The sequence below is a fragment of the Rhizobium sp. LC145 genome (genome assembly GCF_001005825.1).
Classification (GTDB): domain Bacteria; phylum Pseudomonadota; class Alphaproteobacteria; order Rhizobiales; family Rhizobiaceae; genus Neorhizobium.
This window is the reverse complement of the sequence record NZ_LBHV01000008.1, coordinates 20262-36771: the sequence shown is the minus strand read 5'-3', so window position 1 is coordinate 36771 and position 16510 is coordinate 20262. Positions and strand designations below refer to the sequence as shown.

17 protein-coding genes are annotated in these 16510 nt (G+C 60.9%); 5 read left to right on the top strand and 12 right to left on the bottom strand.

Annotated features, from left to right (window positions below):
* Window position 1: 1 nt before the first annotated feature.
* The 6 genes from YH62_RS20340 to YH62_RS20315 all read right to left on the bottom strand — a co-directional run bounded on the left by YH62_RS20340 (window position 2) and on the right by YH62_RS20315 (window position 6215).
* Window positions 2–721: an ABC transporter ATP-binding protein gene (locus YH62_RS20340; RefSeq protein WP_046796115.1), complete on the bottom strand. Its 720-nt coding sequence runs from the start codon at window positions 719–721 to the stop codon at window positions 2–4.
* Window positions 718–1467: an ABC transporter ATP-binding protein gene (locus YH62_RS20335; protein ID WP_046796114.1), complete on the bottom strand. Its 750-nt coding sequence runs from the start codon at window positions 1465–1467 to the stop codon at window positions 718–720. The genes YH62_RS20340 and YH62_RS20335 overlap by 4 nt, the downstream gene beginning before the upstream one ends.
* Window positions 1464–2474 carry a branched-chain amino acid ABC transporter permease gene (locus YH62_RS20330; protein WP_046796400.1) on the bottom strand — a complete coding sequence of 337 codons (1011 nt, stop codon included), beginning with the start codon at window positions 2472–2474 and terminating at the stop codon, window positions 1464–1466. Before YH62_RS20330 ends, YH62_RS20335 begins: the two co-directional genes overlap by 4 nt.
* Before the next feature lie 26 nt (window positions 2475–2500).
* The gene (locus YH62_RS20325) at window positions 2501–3361 is read right to left on the bottom strand and encodes a branched-chain amino acid ABC transporter permease (RefSeq protein WP_046796113.1); all 861 of its coding nucleotides are present in this window, start codon (window positions 3359–3361) and stop codon (window positions 2501–2503) included.
* A 151-nt stretch (window positions 3362–3512) separates the two neighbouring features.
* Complete coding sequence (locus YH62_RS20320) at window positions 3513–4688, bottom strand: ABC transporter substrate-binding protein (RefSeq protein WP_046796112.1); 1176 nt, start codon at window positions 4686–4688, stop codon at window positions 3513–3515.
* Window positions 4689–5045: 357 nt separating this feature from the next.
* Window positions 5046–6215, bottom strand: a complete 1170-nt coding sequence (locus tag YH62_RS20315) for an ABC transporter substrate-binding protein (protein WP_046796111.1) — start codon at window positions 6213–6215, stop codon at window positions 5046–5048.
* 488 nt (window positions 6216–6703) lie between these two features.
* Between YH62_RS20315 and YH62_RS20310 the strand changes: the two genes are divergently transcribed.
* The 5 genes from YH62_RS20310 (at window position 6704) to YH62_RS20290 (ending at window position 10338) form a co-directional block, all read left to right on the top strand.
* Window positions 6704–7723 carry a LacI family DNA-binding transcriptional regulator gene (locus YH62_RS20310; protein WP_046796110.1) on the top strand — a complete coding sequence of 340 codons (1020 nt, stop codon included), beginning with the start codon at window positions 6704–6706 and terminating at the stop codon, window positions 7721–7723.
* A gap of 72 nt (window positions 7724–7795) precedes the next feature.
* Window positions 7796–8902: an AI-2E family transporter gene (locus YH62_RS20305; RefSeq protein ID WP_046796109.1), complete on the top strand. Its 1107-nt coding sequence runs from the start codon at window positions 7796–7798 to the stop codon at window positions 8900–8902.
* A 37-nt stretch (window positions 8903–8939) separates the two neighbouring features.
* Complete coding sequence (locus YH62_RS20300) at window positions 8940–9380, top strand: DUF2267 domain-containing protein (RefSeq protein WP_046796108.1); 441 nt, start codon at window positions 8940–8942, stop codon at window positions 9378–9380.
* A 24-nt stretch (window positions 9381–9404) separates the two neighbouring features.
* Window positions 9405–9869 carry a YbhB/YbcL family Raf kinase inhibitor-like protein gene (locus tag YH62_RS20295; protein ID WP_046796107.1) on the top strand — a complete coding sequence of 155 codons (465 nt, stop codon included), beginning with the start codon at window positions 9405–9407 and terminating at the stop codon, window positions 9867–9869.
* Window positions 9870–9912: 43 nt separating this feature from the next.
* Window positions 9913–10338: a CBS domain-containing protein gene (locus YH62_RS20290; RefSeq protein ID WP_046796106.1), complete on the top strand. Its 426-nt coding sequence runs from the start codon at window positions 9913–9915 to the stop codon at window positions 10336–10338.
* 70 nt (window positions 10339–10408) lie between these two features.
* Here YH62_RS20290 and YH62_RS20285 read toward each other — a convergent pair whose 3' ends face one another.
* The 6 genes from YH62_RS20285 to YH62_RS20260 form a co-directional block, all read right to left on the bottom strand.
* A complete protein-coding gene (locus tag YH62_RS20285; RefSeq protein ID WP_046796105.1) occupies window positions 10409–12133 on the bottom strand; it encodes an ABC transporter substrate-binding protein in 1725 nt (574 codons plus the stop codon).
* A 78-nt stretch (window positions 12134–12211) separates the two neighbouring features.
* The gene (locus YH62_RS20280) at window positions 12212–12631 is read right to left on the bottom strand and encodes a DUF2160 domain-containing protein (protein WP_082118431.1); all 420 of its coding nucleotides are present in this window, start codon (window positions 12629–12631) and stop codon (window positions 12212–12214) included.
* A complete protein-coding gene (locus YH62_RS20275) occupies window positions 12631–13446 on the bottom strand; it encodes a carbohydrate ABC transporter permease (RefSeq protein WP_046796104.1) in 816 nt (271 codons plus the stop codon). The genes YH62_RS20280 and YH62_RS20275 overlap by 1 nt, the downstream gene beginning before the upstream one ends.
* A gap of 9 nt (window positions 13447–13455) precedes the next feature.
* Window positions 13456–14325 carry a sugar ABC transporter permease gene (locus tag YH62_RS20270; RefSeq protein ID WP_046796103.1) on the bottom strand — a complete coding sequence of 290 codons (870 nt, stop codon included), beginning with the start codon at window positions 14323–14325 and terminating at the stop codon, window positions 13456–13458.
* Between the two features lies 1 nt (window position 14326).
* The gene (locus YH62_RS20265; protein WP_046796102.1) at window positions 14327–15397 is read right to left on the bottom strand and encodes an ABC transporter ATP-binding protein; all 1071 of its coding nucleotides are present in this window, start codon (window positions 15395–15397) and stop codon (window positions 14327–14329) included.
* An 8-nt stretch (window positions 15398–15405) separates the two neighbouring features.
* Window positions 15406–16485 carry an ABC transporter ATP-binding protein gene (locus YH62_RS20260; RefSeq protein WP_046796101.1) on the bottom strand — a complete coding sequence of 360 codons (1080 nt, stop codon included), beginning with the start codon at window positions 16483–16485 and terminating at the stop codon, window positions 15406–15408.
* Window positions 16486–16510 lie beyond the last annotated feature (25 nt).

The following is a 16510-nucleotide window of genomic DNA, read 5'->3' as shown; positions in this document are numbered from 1 at the left end:
ATCAGTGCCGGATGCCTTTTTCCACCCCCAGATGCTGGCTGAGCACCGTTTCATTGGCGAGAAGATCGGCGCTGGCGCCCTGGTAGACGATGGCCCCGCGGTCCAGGATCACGGCTTCGTCCGAAAGCGGCAGCACCTTGCGTGCCTTCTGCTCGATGATGATGGCGGAGATGCCCTCCCCCTCGACGATGCGACGGATGGCGGCGAGCAATTCGTCCACGATGATCGGAGCAAGCCCCTCCAGCGGCTCGTCCAGCAGCAGCAGCTTGGGGTTGACCATCAGCGCCCGGCCGACCGCCAGCATCTGCTGTTCGCCGCCGGAGAGCTGGTTTCCGAGGTTTCGGCGCCGTTCCTTGAGCCGTGGGAACATGGCATAGACCCGTTCCACCGACCAGGCACCTGGACGGGAGATCGCCGTCAGGTTCTCCTCAACGGTCAGGGATTTGAAGATATTCCGCTCCTGCGGCACCCACCCGATACCTGCCGCCGCGCGCCGGTCGGCCCTGAGCCTGGTGATGTCGCGACCCATCAGCCGGATCGTTCCGGAGTGATATGTAGTCAGTCCCGCAAGTGTATCCACAAGCGTCGTCTTGCCGGTGCCGTTGCGGCCGAGCAGCGCCAGGGTCCTGCCTTGAGAAAGGCTGAGGCTGATAGCTGAAAGGACGCTCGCCTCTCCATAACCCGCGACCAGCTTTTCCGTAACGAGCACCGGTTCGCTCATGCGTTTTCCCCCAGATAGACAGCCTTGACGCGCGGATCGGCGGAGATTTCCCTGACCGTGCCTTCCGTGAAGATCGCGCCGGCCACCAGTACCGAAATGCGGCTGGCGAAGGAGAAGACAAGCTCCATGTCGTGTTCGATCAGAACCACGGTCACATCGGAGGGTAGGTCGGAGACGATGGCGAGCACTTCGTGGCGCTCGTCCTCCGGCACCCCGGCCGCCGGCTCATCCAGAAGCAACACGCGCGGCTTCGACGCAAAGGCAAGCGCGATTTCCAGAAGCCGCTGCTTGCCATAGGGCAGGATGGCTGTCCTCTCACCCATCACCGAAGCGAGACCGAAACGATCAAGCAAGGCGGCCGCCTCGTCCACCACCGCGCCGTAGCCGGCTATGGAACGCCAGAGGTTATGGCCGATGCCCTCCCGCTCTGCGATCGCCAATGCCACGGTTTCCAGCGGCGTGAAATCCGTGAAAAGCTGATTGATCTGGAACGTGCGGGTCAGCCCTCGTTTCACCCGCCGGAAGGAGGCGAGCGAGGTGATATCCTCGCCTTCCAGGAAGACCTTTCCCTCGGAAGGCGGCAGAACGCCGGTGAGCAGGTTGATGAGCGTGGTCTTGCCAGCACCGTTCGGCCCGATCAGCGCGTGGCGTGCGCCGCGTTCCACCTTCAAGTTGACGTCGTTGGTGGCGAGAAAGGCCCCGAAACGCCGCTTGAGGCCCTTGGTTTCGAGAACGATGCCGGTCATCGGCCTGCCTCCTTCCTCGAAAAGCGGTCGGGCAGGAACTCGATCCAGCGGGCAAGCCGATCCCGGCCGGTCAGCACCATTGCCACGAGAATGAGTCCGATCCAGAACATCCAGTATTGCGGGGTGACCACCGACAGCCAGTCCTTCAGCAGCGTGAAGATGATCGCCCCGAATATGCCGCCATAGAGATATCCGGTGCCGCCGATGACCAGCACCATCAGGAGGTCGGCGGAACGGTGGAAGGCAAGCACATCCGGAGAGACGAAACTTGTCGTCTGGGTAAGCAGCGCGCCCGCCATGCCGGCAAAGACCGCAGCCAGGCTATAGACGGCCACGATGCGCCTTCTTGCCGGCACCCCCACCATGCCGGCACGCATCGGATTGCCCTTGATTGCCTTGAGGGAGAGGCCGAAGGGTGAGAATGCCAGCCGCCTGGCGATCATGGTAACCAAAAAGAGGACGACGAGGCAGTAGATATAGCCATTACGGCCGAAGAGATCGAACTCGAAGGTGCCGAGGATCGGGCCGACCGTAAAGCCGCCCAGGCCGTCCGCGCCGCCCGTCAGCCAGGCCATTTGATTGGCGACCTCCGCCATCATCAGCGCGATGCCGAGCGTCGTCATCAGCCGGGTCAGGTCGGAACCGCGCAAGATGAGAAAGCTCGTAAGGAACCCGAGCACTCCGGACACAAGCCCCGCCGCGATCAGGCCGACCACCGGCTCGGCGATGAAATGCAGTGCCATCAGACCGGCGATATAGGCTCCGAGCCCGAAGAAGGCGGCATGCCCGAGCGAGACTATTCCGGCAAAGCCCAGCACAAGATCGAGCGAGACGGCAAACAAGGCCAATATGGCAATCTCGGTCAGGATCAGGAGTTTCGTCGGCGCCACGAAGATCGCAGCGATAGCCGCAATCCACACCAGGATCTCGTAAAATCTGATGCGGTTGCGCCGCTTCATGAATTTCGCCGCGCGGCTTTCCGCAGTTGCGGCGGAAGAATCGGTCATTGCCGTGACATCCTGCGAGATGGCGTTCATCGTCCGGCTCCCCGCGCGAAGAGACCGCTCGGGCGGATGATCAGCATGACGATCATCAATGCATAGATCACGAATGGACCGATGGCCGGCACATAATATTTGCCCGCCACGTCGGCGATGCCGAGTAGCATGGCCGCAAGGAACGGGCCCGAAATGGTCGACGTGCCGCCAACCGATACGACGATCAGGAAGTAGATCATGAATTTGAGCGGAAAATTCGGGTCGAGTCCGAGGATTTCAGCTCCCATGGCGCCCCCGAGACCGGCAAGCCCGGAGCCGAAGGCGAAGGTGAGCGCGAACACGAAGGAGACGTTGATGCCGAGCCCCATCGCGACGCGTCGGTCGTCGACGGCCGCGCGAAGACGGCTTCCGAAGCGCGTCCTTGAGAGGATGAGTTGAAGCAGCACGACAAGCACCGCGCAGACGACGATGGTGAAAAGCCGATAGCGGCCGATCCCGACACCCAGAATTTCCATGCGCCCCGAAAGCTCAGGCGGCAGGTTGATGAGTTGCTGCTGCCCGCCCATAAAATAATCGGCGGCGGCAACCGACATGAAGACGATGCCCACGGAAAACAGCACCTGATCCAGGTGGCTCGCCTGATAAAGCCAGCGGTAGAGCGTCCGCTCCAGGATCGCGCCGATAGCGGCGGTCAGCAGGAAGGCCGCCGGCAGGCACCAATAGAACGAGATGCCGTAACGGTTCATCATCACGACGGTGATGTAGCCTCCGGCCATGGCAAACGCCCCATGGGCCAGATTGATGAAGTTCATCAGACCGAGCGTGATGGTCAGGCCGCAGGCCAGAATGAACAGCAGCATTCCGTAGGCGATACCGTCGAACAATATTGTCAGCATTGGCTCTTCTTCTGAGGCAGCCCGCCTTCCATGGCGGACCTGCGTTCATTGGCAACCGCATCCCGCATTCCTTCGGCCCATGGTCACGAGGAAGCAGGACAGTTCAGCCAGCCGAGGATCAGGAGACCTTGTCCCCGGCTGCTCGCAGCGACTACTTGGCCTCGGCCTTTTCCGGATCCTTCAGTGCGGCGAAGGTCTCGAACTCCACATTGTGCAGCTCGCCATCCACTTCCTTCACTTCGCGCATGTAGATGTTCTGGATGATGTCGCGGGTTTCCGGATCGATCGAGACCGGGCCACGCGGGCTCGTCCAGGAGAGGCCTTTCACGGCCTCCATGAAGCCAGGGCCGCTGGCGTCACCCTTGGTCTTTTCAAGCGCGGCATAGATCAACGCCATGCTGTCATATCCGCCGACGGACATGAAATTCGGTCGCATGCCGTTATTGGCCTTCTCGAAAGCCTCGACATAGGCTTTGTTTTCCGGGCTGTCGTGCGCGGTCGCATAGAAATGGCCGGTGATGGTGCCGAGAGCGGGCTTGCCCATGCTGTTCAGGATATCGTCATCGGTGACGTCGCCGGTGGCGATGAGCTTGATCCCGGCTTCGGCCAGGCCGCGATCGGCGAACTGCTTCATGAACAGCGAACCGACGCCGGAAGGCAGGAAGACGAAGACCGCATCCGGCTTGGCATCGCGCACACGCTGCAGGAAGGGCGCGAAATCGGGATTCTGGAGCGGCACGCGGACAGCCTCGCTGACCTCACCGCCCTTCGAGGTGAATTCCTTGGTGAACCACTTCTCGGCATCAAGGCCGGGGCCGTAGTCGGAGACGAGCGTCACCACTTTCTTGATGCCGTTCTGAGCTGCCCAGGTACCGACGGGAAGTGAATATTGCGGCAGAGTGCCGGAGGTGCGGGTGATGAATTCCGACGCCTTGGTAATGGCCGCCGTGCCGGCGGACGTGACGACCATGGGAACCTTGGCCTGGGTGGCGACCGGCGCGACCGCCATGGCGAGCGGCGTCAGCCCGCCGCCGGCAAGCACCTGCACGCTTTCGTTGACGACCAGCTCCTGCGCGATGCGGCGTGTCTGGTCTGCGACGCCGGCGTCATCCCGGATGATCAGCTCGACCTTCTTGCCGGCAACGGTGTCGCCCTTCATCTCCATGAAGGTCTTGGCTCCGGCGGAAACCTGCCGGCCGGTGGACGCGAACGGGCCGGTCATCGGCAAGATGAGGCCGATCTTCACGACCTCCTGCGCCGCCGCCGGCAGCGTACCCGCCAGCGCCATCACCAGGCTCGCGGCACCGAGCAACATTCCTCTCATCATGAATTCCTCCCTCCCAGGTTTTTGATAGGCTTGCGACGGCGAAAAGACTGCTGCCCTTCATAAGAAGCGCCATAGCCAGGCCCACATCTTCATTGCGTCCCGCTTTTGAACCCCTCCGTAGGGAAAGCTCGCCGGTGTGACGTCTGCGGCTTTCCTCCTCGATCGTTCTCGATCGTTCCTTGTAATCCCGCCTGCAAAGCTGTCGTATCGTAGCTCCGCCGCGTTCTCGATGTTTCATCATATCGCCTGCCACGGTTATAAGTTCTCGCTATAACAAGGATTCGGGCCGTCGACCCGCTCGCTTATGGACGGGTTTCCCGAACCAACCTCGTTCCGCTCGACGACACGAAGGAGCCCTCATTTGGCAGCGACATTCGGGTCCCGAATCTTGGGATAGGTGGCGAACTCGACATTGTAGAGCTCGCCATCCACTTCCTTCACCTCGCGCATATAGATGTCCTGCACGATATCGCGCGTGGCCGGGTCGATCGCGATCGGTCCCCGTGGGCTCACCCACTCCATGCCCTTCATGGCATCCACCAGCTTTGTGCCATCGGTATCGCCGCCGGTCTTCTCCAGGGCGGCATAAGCCAGATGCATGGCATCATAGCCGCCGACCGACATGAAGTTGGGCCGCATGTTGTTGGTCTTGCGGACTTCCGCCACAAATGCCTTGTTTTCCGGGCTGTCGTGATTGGCCGAGTAGAAATGTCCGGTGATGACACCTTTGGCCGCAGGACCAATCCCGTTCAGAAGATCGTCGTCGGTCACATCGCCTGTAGCGATCAGCCTGATACCGGCCTCCGCCAGACCGCGATCGACGAACTGCTTCATGAACAGCGAGCCGACGCCCGAGGGCACGAAAACGAAGACCGCATCCGGCTTGGAATCGCGCACGCGCTGCAGGAAGGGCGCGAAATCCGGGTTCTGGAGCGGCACGCGCACGGCCTCCACGATTTCCCCGCCTTCCTTCTTGAACTGCTCGGTGAAGCCTTTCTCGATATCGATCCCAGGGCCGTAGTCGGAAACCAGCGTCACCACGCGTTTCAAGCCGTTCTGAACGGCCCAGGTGGCGACCGGCACGGCCGATTGCGGTCCGGCCATGCTTGTCCGCACGTAGTATTCGGACTGCGGCATGATCGCCGAGGTGGTGGCCGAGGTGATGATCGCGGGGATCTTGGCCTGATTGATGACGGGCGAGACGGACATGGCAAGCGGCGTCAGCCCGAAACCCATCAGCATCTTCACGCCTTCATTGACCACGAGTTCCTGAGCGATGCGCCGCGTCTGGTCCGCGACGCCGGCATCGTCACGCAGCACCACTTCGATTTTCTTACCCGCAACCGTGTCGCCCTTCAGCGACATATAAGCTTTGACACCGGCGTCCACCTGTCGCCCCGTCGAGGCGAAGGGGCCTGTCATCGGCAGAATCAGGCCGATCTTGACGATTTCCTGAGCCACTGCCGGCAATGCCATGAAACCGGCAAGCGCAATGCTTGCCGCCATCAACCCTCTTCTCGTTACCATTTCTGCTCCTCCCTGAGCTTAAGTGGCGCCTTCTACGCCCGGCGGCCTCCTCCGCCGAACTCATTCAATGCTATCTCGCGATAGCGCTGCCGGTTATGGCGGCAGGCTGTTGGCAACTGTATACATGCCATATGCTTTCGGAGTTCGCTGGAGCACGAACATCCAAGTCAGCACTCTCCGAAAAGCCTCCGCCACTCCTCCAAGTTTACGGCCAGGTCGACGTCGGTCAGACGTACATGCATGACCGCAGCCTCCCTCCTCCTAGCCGAAATTTAAGGTAAGGCCTGTATACAAGAAGTGTCAATACGGAGCCGCCCCTACGGAAACGGCCAGCAGTTTTTCCTGCAAAATCTTTCGGTGAAACGCTTGCCTGCTCTATTCGATTTTCATTTTTTCCGTACATCGGCTATCCCGCTAGATCGGAACATGATGCGGTGATCGGGCGGCATTGCCCATTCGATATTCATCGCCTGACAGGCGGGGTTCACATGGGCGATCGGCCGAAGATCAAGGACATTGCGGAACTGGCAGGCGTCTCGGTCGCCACGGTTTCCCGGGCGCTCAGCGATAGCGATCTGGTGACGGAGGAGACCCGCAGGCGCATTCATGAACTGGCGCGCCAGATGGATTACCGTCCGAATGTCAGTGCCCGCAATCTCCGCACCCGTAAATCGAAGGCCGTTCTCCTCGTCGTCCGGGATGTCGGCAACCCGTTCTACCTGGACATCCTGAAGGGGGTGGAGGCCACGGCGCGCGAGGCCGGCTACGCGGTATTAATGGGAAATACGGAGAACGATCCCACCCGCGAAACCGAATATTTCAACATGCTGCGCGACGGACATGCCGACGGCATGATCCTGATGACCGGCAAGCTGCCATCCGCAAGCGAGGAGACGATACGCTTCCGAGCGGACCTGCCGGTGGTCGTTGCACTCGAACTCATCAGCGAATCCGGCTTTCCCCATGTCCAGATCGATAATGTCGCCGCCGCGCGCGAGGCGGTCGAGCATCTCATCTCGCTCGGTCACAGGCGGATTGCGCATATCACCGGCCCCGTACCCGAAATCCTGAGCATCCATCGCCGAGAAGGCTACCGGCAGGCGATGCGTGAGGCTGGGCTGACGATCCCAGAGGGTTACGAAGTACGCGGCGATTACCTCCTAGGAAGCGGACAAGAATGCTGCCGCGGGCTCCTCGCACTGCCCGAACCGCCCACCGCCATCTTCGTCGCCAATGACGAGATGGCCTATGGCACGGTGCACGAGCTGCGCAGGCTGGGCCGTGAAGTGCCGGAGGATGTCTCTGTCGTCGGCTTTGACGATCTTTATTTCAGCAAGGCCTTTTATCCGCCGCTGACCACCGTAAGCCAGCCGCGCGCGGAGATCGGTCGAACGGCCATGGCCCTGCTTCTGAAGATACTGGCAGGCAACGAGAGCGGCCGGCGGGATCCGGTCATATTGCCCACCACGTTGAAGATCCGCGGCAGCACAGCGGCCCCTCGGAGCTGACTTCCACCGGGCTGCCGGAACGCATTGCTGAATTATGCCGTTAACCGAGCGTTCGCGATCGGAGGCATCGGAATGTCCGTGCAGCATATCAGCTTCTATGTCCTCCTCGTTCTGGTGACGATCGCCTTCATTGCCGTCATCCTGCCCTTCTACTCCGCAGTTTTCTGGGCGATCGTGCTGGCGATCATCTTCTTTCCGGTCCATGTTCGGATCGAAAACCGCCTCGGCGGACATCGAAATGCCGCTGCGGCGCTTTCCGTGCTCATGTGCCTCTGCCTCGTCATCATTCCGGGGCTAGCGATCCTGAGTTCGCTGATCCAGGAGGGAAATAGCCTTTATCAGCGCATCAGCAGCGGCGAGATCGATCTGGGCAACCTCCTCAGGCAAGCGGAAGAAATCCTGCCCCTGTTCGTTCGCGAATGGCTTCGTTCGCTGCAGGTGGATGGTTTCGCCGCGCTACAGGAGCGGCTTTCCTCGGCCCTCATGCAGGGCGGGCGCTTCTTCGCCGGACGTGTTCTAACGGTCGGCCAGAACACGTTGCAGTTCTTCGTCACCTTCGGCGTGATGCTTTACATGCTCTTCTTCTTTTTCCGCGACGGCCGTTTTCTCGCCCGCACCATCCGGCGCGCCATTCCCTTGAGCGACTCCCATACGCGGCAGTTCACCTCGAGGTTCACCTCCGTCATTCGCGCCACGATCCGGGGCAATATCATCATCGCCGTTATACAGGGCATGATCGGCGGCCTTGCCTTCTGGGCCCTAGGCATCGAGCCGGCCCTGCTATGGGGCGTGCTGATGACCTTCCTGTCCCTGCTTCCGGCTGTCGGAGCAGCACTCGTATGGATACCCGCCGCGCTTTATCTCGCTTTGGCCGTTTCCTGGATCAAGGCCGCCATTCTGGTGTTCGTCGGCATCTTCGTCATCGGCCTTGTCGATAACCTTCTGAGACCTCCGCTGGTCGGAAAGGAAACCCGGCTTCCAGATTATCTCGTGCTGATCTCGACGATCGGCGGCATATCGCTGCTGGGCGTCAACGGCTTCGTCATCGGGCCGCTCGTCACCGCGCTCTTCATCGCGGCCTGGGGCATCTTCATCGAAGAGCGGGAGCCGGAGGAAACGGCTCGCAACTCAGCCGCCCGCAAATCGAAATCGCCAAGGAACCATGCCTTGAAAAGGTAGTTCGACGGGTACGAAACGTCGTCATGGAGGTGAAGCCATGAGTGCTACGGGTATTCAGGTTTTCGACAAAACCCTGCAGATCACCAATACCTGGCTGGACGATCTCATGGAGGACCACGGACCGGACCGTCAGCTTGCTTGGCGCATGCTGGGTGCGGTGCTGCACACGCTGCGGGACAGGTTGCAACCCGATCTCGCCGCCCACCTATCGGCACAGTTGCCGCTCCTGGTAAGAGGCGCCTATTACGACCAGTACGAACCTTCGAAACAGCCCACCCGCTCGCGGTCCCTGGATGAGTTTCTCTCCCAGGTGAACGAGGAACTTTCCTTCTCTCGCCCGGTGGATACGAAGGAGGCGGTACGCTCCGTATTCCGAGTGCTCTCCCATTACATCGATCCGGGCGAAGTCCGCAAAGTTCGGGCCGCCCTGCCGCAGGACGTGCAGGCGCTCTGGCCCGATCCGGAAAAACTACACTGAACTCTACAAGCCAGGGAGAGAATGATGGGCCTCACTCTGATTAGTCCAGCCTTCGCGGATGATACGCCGATACCGGAGAAATACACACGCCTCGGCAGAAACCTCATGCCTCCCCTCAAATGGAGCGGCGCACCGGCCGAGGTGAAAAGCTTCGCCCTCGTCATCGAGGACCCGGACGCGCCGAGCGGCACCTTCCGCCATTGCGGTGTGTTCAACATCCCGCCGAGCTGGAATGAGCTGCCGGAGAGCGCCGATACCGCTCCGGGCGGGGGCCCTCGTTTTTCCAAGAACGATTTCGGCAACGCCCGTTACGACGGCCCCCAACCACCGAAAGGTCATGGCGTCCATCACTATCATTTCCGGCTTGCGGCGCTCGACGTGCCGAAGCTCACCGTACCGGACGCCGCCGGGATAGAGATAATGTGGAAGGAGGCCCGCAAGCACGCGCTTTCCGAAGCGTCACTCACCGGAACATTCGAGGTTCAATAACATTGAAGGCATGCTCGACAATTCAACAAGGGAGGTGTCAGTCATGAAAGTTTCGGAAATCATGTCCCGCGACGTCCAGATCGCGAGCCCTCAGCAGACGATTGCCGAAATCGCCAGGATAATGGCGGATCGGGAAATCGGATTCCTGCCGGTGGGAGACGATGATCGGCTGGTTGGAACGATCACCGACCGCGACATCGTCATCCGCGCCGTCGCCGATGGTCTCGGAGGCGATACGAAGGTGCGCGAGGTGATGTCCCGCGACGTCAAGTACTGCTTCGAGGACGAGGATGTCGATGAGGTCGCGCATAACATGGGCGATATCCAGGTCCGGCGCCTTCCGGTCGTCAGCCGGGAGAAGCGGTTGACCGGCGTCGTTTCCATAGGCGACGCGGCACTCGCTGAAACCGCTGCCGCCGGCATGGGCCTGAAAGAGGTCGCCCGGCCCGGCGGAGCGCATGCGCATTGATGCACTGACGGCAGCCATCCTGACCGCCGATGGAAATGGCCGGGGAACATATCCCCCGGCCATGCATCACTTAGTTCGACTGCCAGCTTTTCACGAGCTCGTCGTAGTTGACCGTGATGGGCTTTTCCTTTTCGTTCTCGATCTTGAGCTGCGGCGCGAGGTTGCCTTTCGCGACCGCATCCTTGTTCCAGTATTCAAGATCGTGCTCTTCTGCGAGCTTCGGTCCGATATCGCCCTGTACGCCCGCCCGTTCGAGACGCTGAAGGACCTTTTCCTGCTCTTCGCAGAGCGAGTCCATGGCCTCCTGCGGAGTTTTCGCACCCGATGACGCATCACCGATCGCCTGCCACCAAAGCTGAGCGAGCTTTGGATAATCTGGCACGTTGGTACCGGTCGGCGACCATTGGACGCGCGCCGGCGAGCGATAGAACTCGATCAGGCCGCCGAGCTTCGGCGCCCGGTCTGTGAAGCTCTGGTGCCGGATCGTGCTTTCGCGGATGAGCGTCAGTCCGACATGGCTCTTCTTCACATCCACGGTCTTCGACGTGACGAACTGAGCGTAGAGCCAGGCCGCCTTGGCGCGGTCGACGGGTGTCGACTTCAGGATCGTCCACGAGCCCACATCCTGATAGCCGAGCTTCATGCCGTCCTTCCAGTAAACTCCGTGGGGCGAAGGCGCAAAGCGCCATTTCGGCGTGTTGTCCTCGTTGACGACCGGAAGCCCTTCCTTGACCATGTCCGCGGTAAAAGCCGTGTACATGAACATCTGCTGGGCGATCTCGCCTTGGGCCGGGACCGGACCGGATTCGGAGAAGGTCATGCCCTGGGCCGAGGCCGGCGCATAGGCCTTCATCCAGTCGAGATATTTCTGGATGGCATAGACGGAAGCGGGACCGTTCGTGTCGCCACCACGCGCCACGCAGGAGCCGACAGGACGCGATTTCTCGTCCACCTTGATGCCCCACTCATCGACGGGCAAGCCGTTCGGCAGGCCCTTGTCGCCATTGCCGGCCATCGACAGCCAGGCATCGGTGAAACGCCAACCGAGCGAGGGGTCCTTCTTGCCGTAGTCCATGTGCCCATAGACCTTCTTGCCGTCGATCTCGCGCCCGGTAAAGAATTCGGCGATATCCTCGTAAGCCGACCAGTTGACCGGCACGCCGAGGTCATAGCCATACTTGGCCTTGAAATCCGCCTTGTTCTTCTCGTCGTTGAACCAGTCGTAACGGAACCAGTAGAGGTTCGCGAACTGCTGGTCGGGAAGCTGGTAGAGGTCTCCATCCGGTGCTGTCGTGAACTTCAGGCCGATGAAGTCCTGAAGATCGAGCCCGGGATTGGTGACGTCCTTGCCCTCGTTCGCCATCCAGTCTGTCAGGCTGCGCGCCTGCTGGTAGCGCCAATGCGTGCCGATCAGGTCGGAATCGTTGACATAGGCGTCATAGACGTTCTCGCCGGACTGCATCTGCGTCTGCAGCTTTTCGACCACGTCGCCTTCGCCGATGAGATCGTGCGTTATCCGGATGCCGGTGATGGCCGTGAAGGCCGGCGCCAGCACCTTGGATTCGTATTCATGCGTGGTGATGGTTTCCGAAACGACCTTGATGTCCATGCCCGCCAAGGGCTTGGCGGCGTCGATGAACCATTGCATTTCCTGTTCCTGTTCGGCGCGGGAAAGCGCCGACATGTCGCCGACTTCCTTATCTAGGAACTGCTTGGCTTCCTCCATGCCGGCGAAGGCCGAGCCGGTCATTGCCAGCAGCATGGCTGCCGTCGTTGTCATAAGATGCCGTCGCATAGCTAAACCTCCCAGTTTGCGAGTGCATTTCTTTAGGCCGGTCGCCGGAGCAGTTCCGGCAGCCGCATTGGCTTTGCCTCATACGAAGCGGAATACGCCGATCGCGTAGACCACCGACAGGGCGAGAGCCCACCACAGGCTGGGTCCTCCCAGGCCCAGCCATGCGAGATGAATGAACGCCGCTCCGAGCAGGGACACGAACAGCCGGTCGCCGCGCGTCGTCTCGAAGCGTAATATGCCTATGCGCGGCGCCCCGCCGGGCCTTGCATATTCCCAGACGCCCATCAGCGCGAGCAGTGCGAATATGGTGAGAAAGAACATGGCCGTCGGAAACGACCAGGCCATCCACCCACCGGGCACCAGCGGCGCGAACCAGTCCCGCTCGCCGTCCTCGACCGGCAGGGACATGGCAAGCGATACGGCGGCAAGGCCATAGACGAGAAGGACTGCGACAAGAACAAGGGGCCAGCGCCTGTTGCGATTGGGTATCGTGGCCATCACACCCTCCCCAGGGCGAAGCCCTTGGCGATGTAGTTGCGGACGAAGTAGATCACCAGTGCACCGGGGATGATGGTGAGCACGCCGGCTGCGGCCAGCACTCCCCAGTCGAGCCCCGAAGCGGAGACTGTCCGCGTCATGGTCGCGGAGATCGGCTTGGCGTCGGTGGTCGTCAGCGTGCGGGCGATGAGGAGTTCCACCCAGGAGAACATGAAGCAGAAGAAGGCCGCCACCCCGATGCCCGACGCAATCAGCGGCATGAAGATCTTCACGAAAAACCTCGGGAAGGAATAGCCGTCGATATAGGCCGTCTCGTCGATCTCCTTCGGCACGCCCGACATGAAGCCTTCGAGAATCCAGACCGCAAGCGGCACGTTGAACAGGCAGTGGGCGATCGCGACCGCGATATGGGTATCGATCAGTCCGAAGGCCGAATAGAGCTGGAAGAAGGGTAGTGCGAAAACCGCGGGTGGCGCCATGCGGTTGGTGAGCAGCCAGAAGAACAGGTGCTTGTCGCCGAGAAAGCGGTAGCGAGAGAAGGCATAGGCCGCCGGCAGGGCCGCCAGAACCGAGATGATCGTGTTCATCACCACATAGATGATGGAATTGATATAGCCGTTATACCAGGAGGGATCGGTGAAGATCACCCGGTAGTTCCGAAGCGTGGGGTTCTGCGGCCAGAGCGAGAAGGCGCCGAGAATTTCCGAATTCTCCTTGAAGCTCATGTTGATGAGCCAATAGATCGGCAGGATCAGGAAGATGATGTAGATCGTCGGGATCAGGAAGCCGAAGCGGCTGCGGGTTTCCGTGTTCATCGCCCCTCCTCAGCCTCTCTCGGCATCGCCCTGCGTCATGACGGTGTAGAACACCCATGACAGCAGCAGGATTATCAGGAAGTAGACGATCGACATCGCCGCCGCCGGCCCGAGGTCGAATTGCCCGACCGCCATCTTCACGAGATCGATGGAGAGGAAGGTGGTCGAGTTGCCCGGCCCGCCACCGGTAACGACGAAGGGTTCGGTGTAGATCATGAAACTGTCCATGAACCGCAGCAGCACGGCAATCAGCAGCACCCTCTTCATTTTCGGCAACTGGATGAAGCGGAACACCGACCAGCGCGAGGCTCCGTCGATCTTGGCCGCCTGGTAGTAGGCATCCGGAATGGAGACGAGACCGGCATAGCACAGCAGCACCACGAGGCTCGTCCAGTGCCAGACATCCATGACGATGATCGTCGCCCAGGCATCGAACGCATCCTGCGTATAGTTGTAGTCGAAGCCGAGATTGTTCATCGTCCGGCCGAGGAGGCCGATATCGACGCGGCCGAAAACCTGCCAGATGGTGCCGACGACGTTCCACGGAATGAGCAGCGGCAACGCCATCAGCACCAGGCAGACAGGGACCCCCCAGCCCCTTTTCGGCATGTTGAGAGCAATCAGGATTCCGAGCGGGACTTCGATCAGCAGAATGACGAGGGAGAAGATGAGGTTGCGGCCAAGCGCATCCCAGAAGCGGTCGGATTCCAGAACATCGGTGAACCAGTCGGTCCCCGCCCAGAAGAACTCGTTGTTTCCGAACGTATCCTGCACCGAATAGTTGACGACCGTCATCAGCGGGATCACCGCCGAGAAGGCCACCAGCAGCAGCACCGGCAGCACCATGAACCAGGCCTTGTTGTTCCAGGTCTTGTCCATCTCAGCTCTCCATCCCGGCGCGCCAGGAATCGGCGAAGATGCCGATCGCTTCCCGCTTGAACGTCACGCGCGGCTCGGCCGGTATGATCCGGCCTTCCGGAATGACGATCGACAGCGCGTGGCCGCAGAAGGTGGCGCGCACGATCTTCTGCCGTCCGATATCCTCGATCTTGTTAATGGTGACCGGCATGCCCACACGATCGAGCTCGATGAATTCCGGCCGAATTCCAAGCTCCAGCCTGCTGGCGCCATCGATCTTCGGGACCCCTGAAAGCGGTATCGCCTGATCCCCCACGGTAGCCTTCGCCCCTTCGACCGCGACGGGCATCAGGTTCATCCCCGGCGAGCCGATAAAATAACCGACGAAGGTGTGGCGAGGTCGCTCGAACAGCTCTGCCGGCGTGCCGATCTGAACGATCTGCCCATCATGCATGACGACGACCTTGTCGGCGAAGGTGAGCGCCTCCGTCTGGTCATGCGTGACATAGACCATGGTGAAGCCGGATTGCCGATGCAGCCGCTTGAGCTGCGAGCGCAGCACCCATTTCATATGCGGATCGATGACCGTCAGCGGCTCGTCGAAAAGGATGGCGTTGACATCCGCCCGCACCAGCCCGCGGCCAAGCGAGATCTTCTGCTTCTGGTCGGCGGTCAGTCTTTGCGCCCGACGTCCCGCCATTCCCGCAAGATCGGTCATTTCGAGAATTTCGGCGACGCGCTGCTTCACCTCCGCCTCGGGCACATGGCGGTTGCGGAGCGGGAAGGCGAGATTGTCGAACACCGACATGGTGTCGTAGACGACGGGAAACTGGAAGACCTGCGCGATATTGCGCTCCTGCGTCGAAAGACCGGTGACGTCGGCGCCGTTGAACAGGATGCGTCCCTCCGAGGGCTGCAGAAGCCCGGAAATGATGTTGAGAAGGGTCGTCTTGCCGCAACCGGAAGGGCCAAGCAGCGCATAGGCGCCGCCGTCGTCCCACTCGTGATGGACCTCTTTGAGAGCGTATTCTCCCGCCGCGGCAGCCTTCGCGCTGTAGGCATGGCGGATATGTTCGAGGTTGATGCGTGCCATGACCGCCCCTATTCCTGCCGCGCGAGCGCCAGCGAACGCCCCGTCTGCTGGTCGAATGCCATCAGATGCGACGTGTCGATATGGACGTCGATCGGCTGGTCCGGATCGATGTTTTGGATGCCGGATGTCAGCATGACCCATCGCGCGCCGGCAAAATCGAGATGGATGAAGCTTTCCGAACCGGCGATCTCCGAAACGAGCGTGCGCGCCGAGAGCCGTGTCGTCGCCCCGTTATCGGGCGCGAGGAGGAGATGATGCGGCTGTATCGCCACCGTGACCGGCCCCTCCGGAATACCCTGGAGATGCTCCGGCACCGGAATGGCGATCCGCTCGTCGAGGAGGAACCGGTCCCCGGATCGAATAAGATCGATCGTGTTGAGGGGAGGGTCGGAGAAGGTCCGGGCGGTGATGAGATCGATGGGCTCGCGATAAACCCGGATCGTCTCGCTGAATTGCGTCACCCGACCTTCGCTCAAGGTGGCGGTATTGCCGCCAAGGAGAAGCGCTTCCGAAGGCTCGGTCGTCGCATAGACGAAGATGGCGCCGGACGCCGCAAAGATCTTCGGCAGTTCCTCGCGCAGTTCCTCCCGAAGCTTGTAGTCGAGATTGGCGAGTGGTTCGTCGAGCAATACCAGATTGGCATTCTTGACGAGCGCGCGGGCAAGCGCGGTGCGTTGCTGCTGGCCGCCGGAGAGGTTGAGGGGAGTGCGGTCGAGATAGGGTGTGAGCCGCAGGAGGTCCGCGGCCTTTCTCACTTCCCGATCGAGGGTTGCGGCATCCTTGCCGGCGATGCGCATTGGCGAGGCGATGTTCTCGTAAACCGTCAGCGCCGGATAGTTGATGAACTGCTGATAGACCATCGCGATGTTGCGCTTCTGCACCGGCACGCCGGTCACATCCTCCCCATCGAAGAAGATCGCGCCGCTGGTCGGCTTGTCGAGGCCGGCCATCAGCCGCATGAGCGATGTCTTTCCGGAGAGGGTCGGCCCGAGCAGCACGTTCAGTGTTCCGTGCCGCAATGTCAGATCGGTCGGGCGAATGTGGTATTCGCCGCCCACCATCTTCGAAACGTTACGCAGTTCGAGCATCTATCCCTCGGGCCTCCTCCAACCC

Bases quoted from the DNA above. Each gene is read 5' to 3' on its own strand.
- YH62_RS20340 (WP_046796115.1), bottom strand. From the start codon at position 721: ATGAGCGAACCGGTGCTCGTTACGGAAAAGCTGGTCGCGGGTTATGGA.
- YH62_RS20335 (WP_046796114.1), bottom strand. From the start codon at position 1,467: ATGACCGGCATCGTTCTCGAAACCAAGGGCCTCAAGCGGCGTTTCGGG.
- YH62_RS20330 (WP_046796400.1), bottom strand. From the start codon at position 2,474: ATGACCGATTCTTCCGCCGCAACTGCGGAAAGCCGCGCGGCGAAATTC.
- YH62_RS20325 (WP_046796113.1), bottom strand. From the start codon at position 3,361: ATGCTGACAATATTGTTCGACGGTATCGCCTACGGAATGCTGCTGTTC.
- YH62_RS20320 (WP_046796112.1), bottom strand. From the start codon at position 4,688: ATGATGAGAGGAATGTTGCTCGGTGCCGCGAGCCTGGTGATGGCGCTG.
- YH62_RS20315 (WP_046796111.1), bottom strand. From the start codon at position 6,215: ATGGTAACGAGAAGAGGGTTGATGGCGGCAAGCATTGCGCTTGCCGGT.
- YH62_RS20310 (WP_046796110.1), top strand. From the start codon at position 6,704: ATGGGCGATCGGCCGAAGATCAAGGACATTGCGGAACTGGCAGGCGTC.
- YH62_RS20305 (WP_046796109.1), top strand. From the start codon at position 7,796: ATGTCCGTGCAGCATATCAGCTTCTATGTCCTCCTCGTTCTGGTGACG.
- YH62_RS20300 (WP_046796108.1), top strand. From the start codon at position 8,940: ATGAGTGCTACGGGTATTCAGGTTTTCGACAAAACCCTGCAGATCACC.
- YH62_RS20295 (WP_046796107.1), top strand. From the start codon at position 9,405: ATGGGCCTCACTCTGATTAGTCCAGCCTTCGCGGATGATACGCCGATA.
- YH62_RS20290 (WP_046796106.1), top strand. From the start codon at position 9,913: ATGAAAGTTTCGGAAATCATGTCCCGCGACGTCCAGATCGCGAGCCCT.
- YH62_RS20285 (WP_046796105.1), bottom strand. From the start codon at position 12,133: ATGCGACGGCATCTTATGACAACGACGGCAGCCATGCTGCTGGCAATG.
- YH62_RS20280 (WP_082118431.1), bottom strand. From the start codon at position 12,631: ATGGCCACGATACCCAATCGCAACAGGCGCTGGCCCCTTGTTCTTGTC.
- YH62_RS20275 (WP_046796104.1), bottom strand. From the start codon at position 13,446: ATGAACACGGAAACCCGCAGCCGCTTCGGCTTCCTGATCCCGACGATC.
- YH62_RS20270 (WP_046796103.1), bottom strand. From the start codon at position 14,325: ATGGACAAGACCTGGAACAACAAGGCCTGGTTCATGGTGCTGCCGGTG.
- YH62_RS20265 (WP_046796102.1), bottom strand. From the start codon at position 15,397: ATGGCACGCATCAACCTCGAACATATCCGCCATGCCTACAGCGCGAAG.
- YH62_RS20260 (WP_046796101.1), bottom strand. From the start codon at position 16,485: ATGCTCGAACTGCGTAACGTTTCGAAGATGGTGGGCGGCGAATACCAC.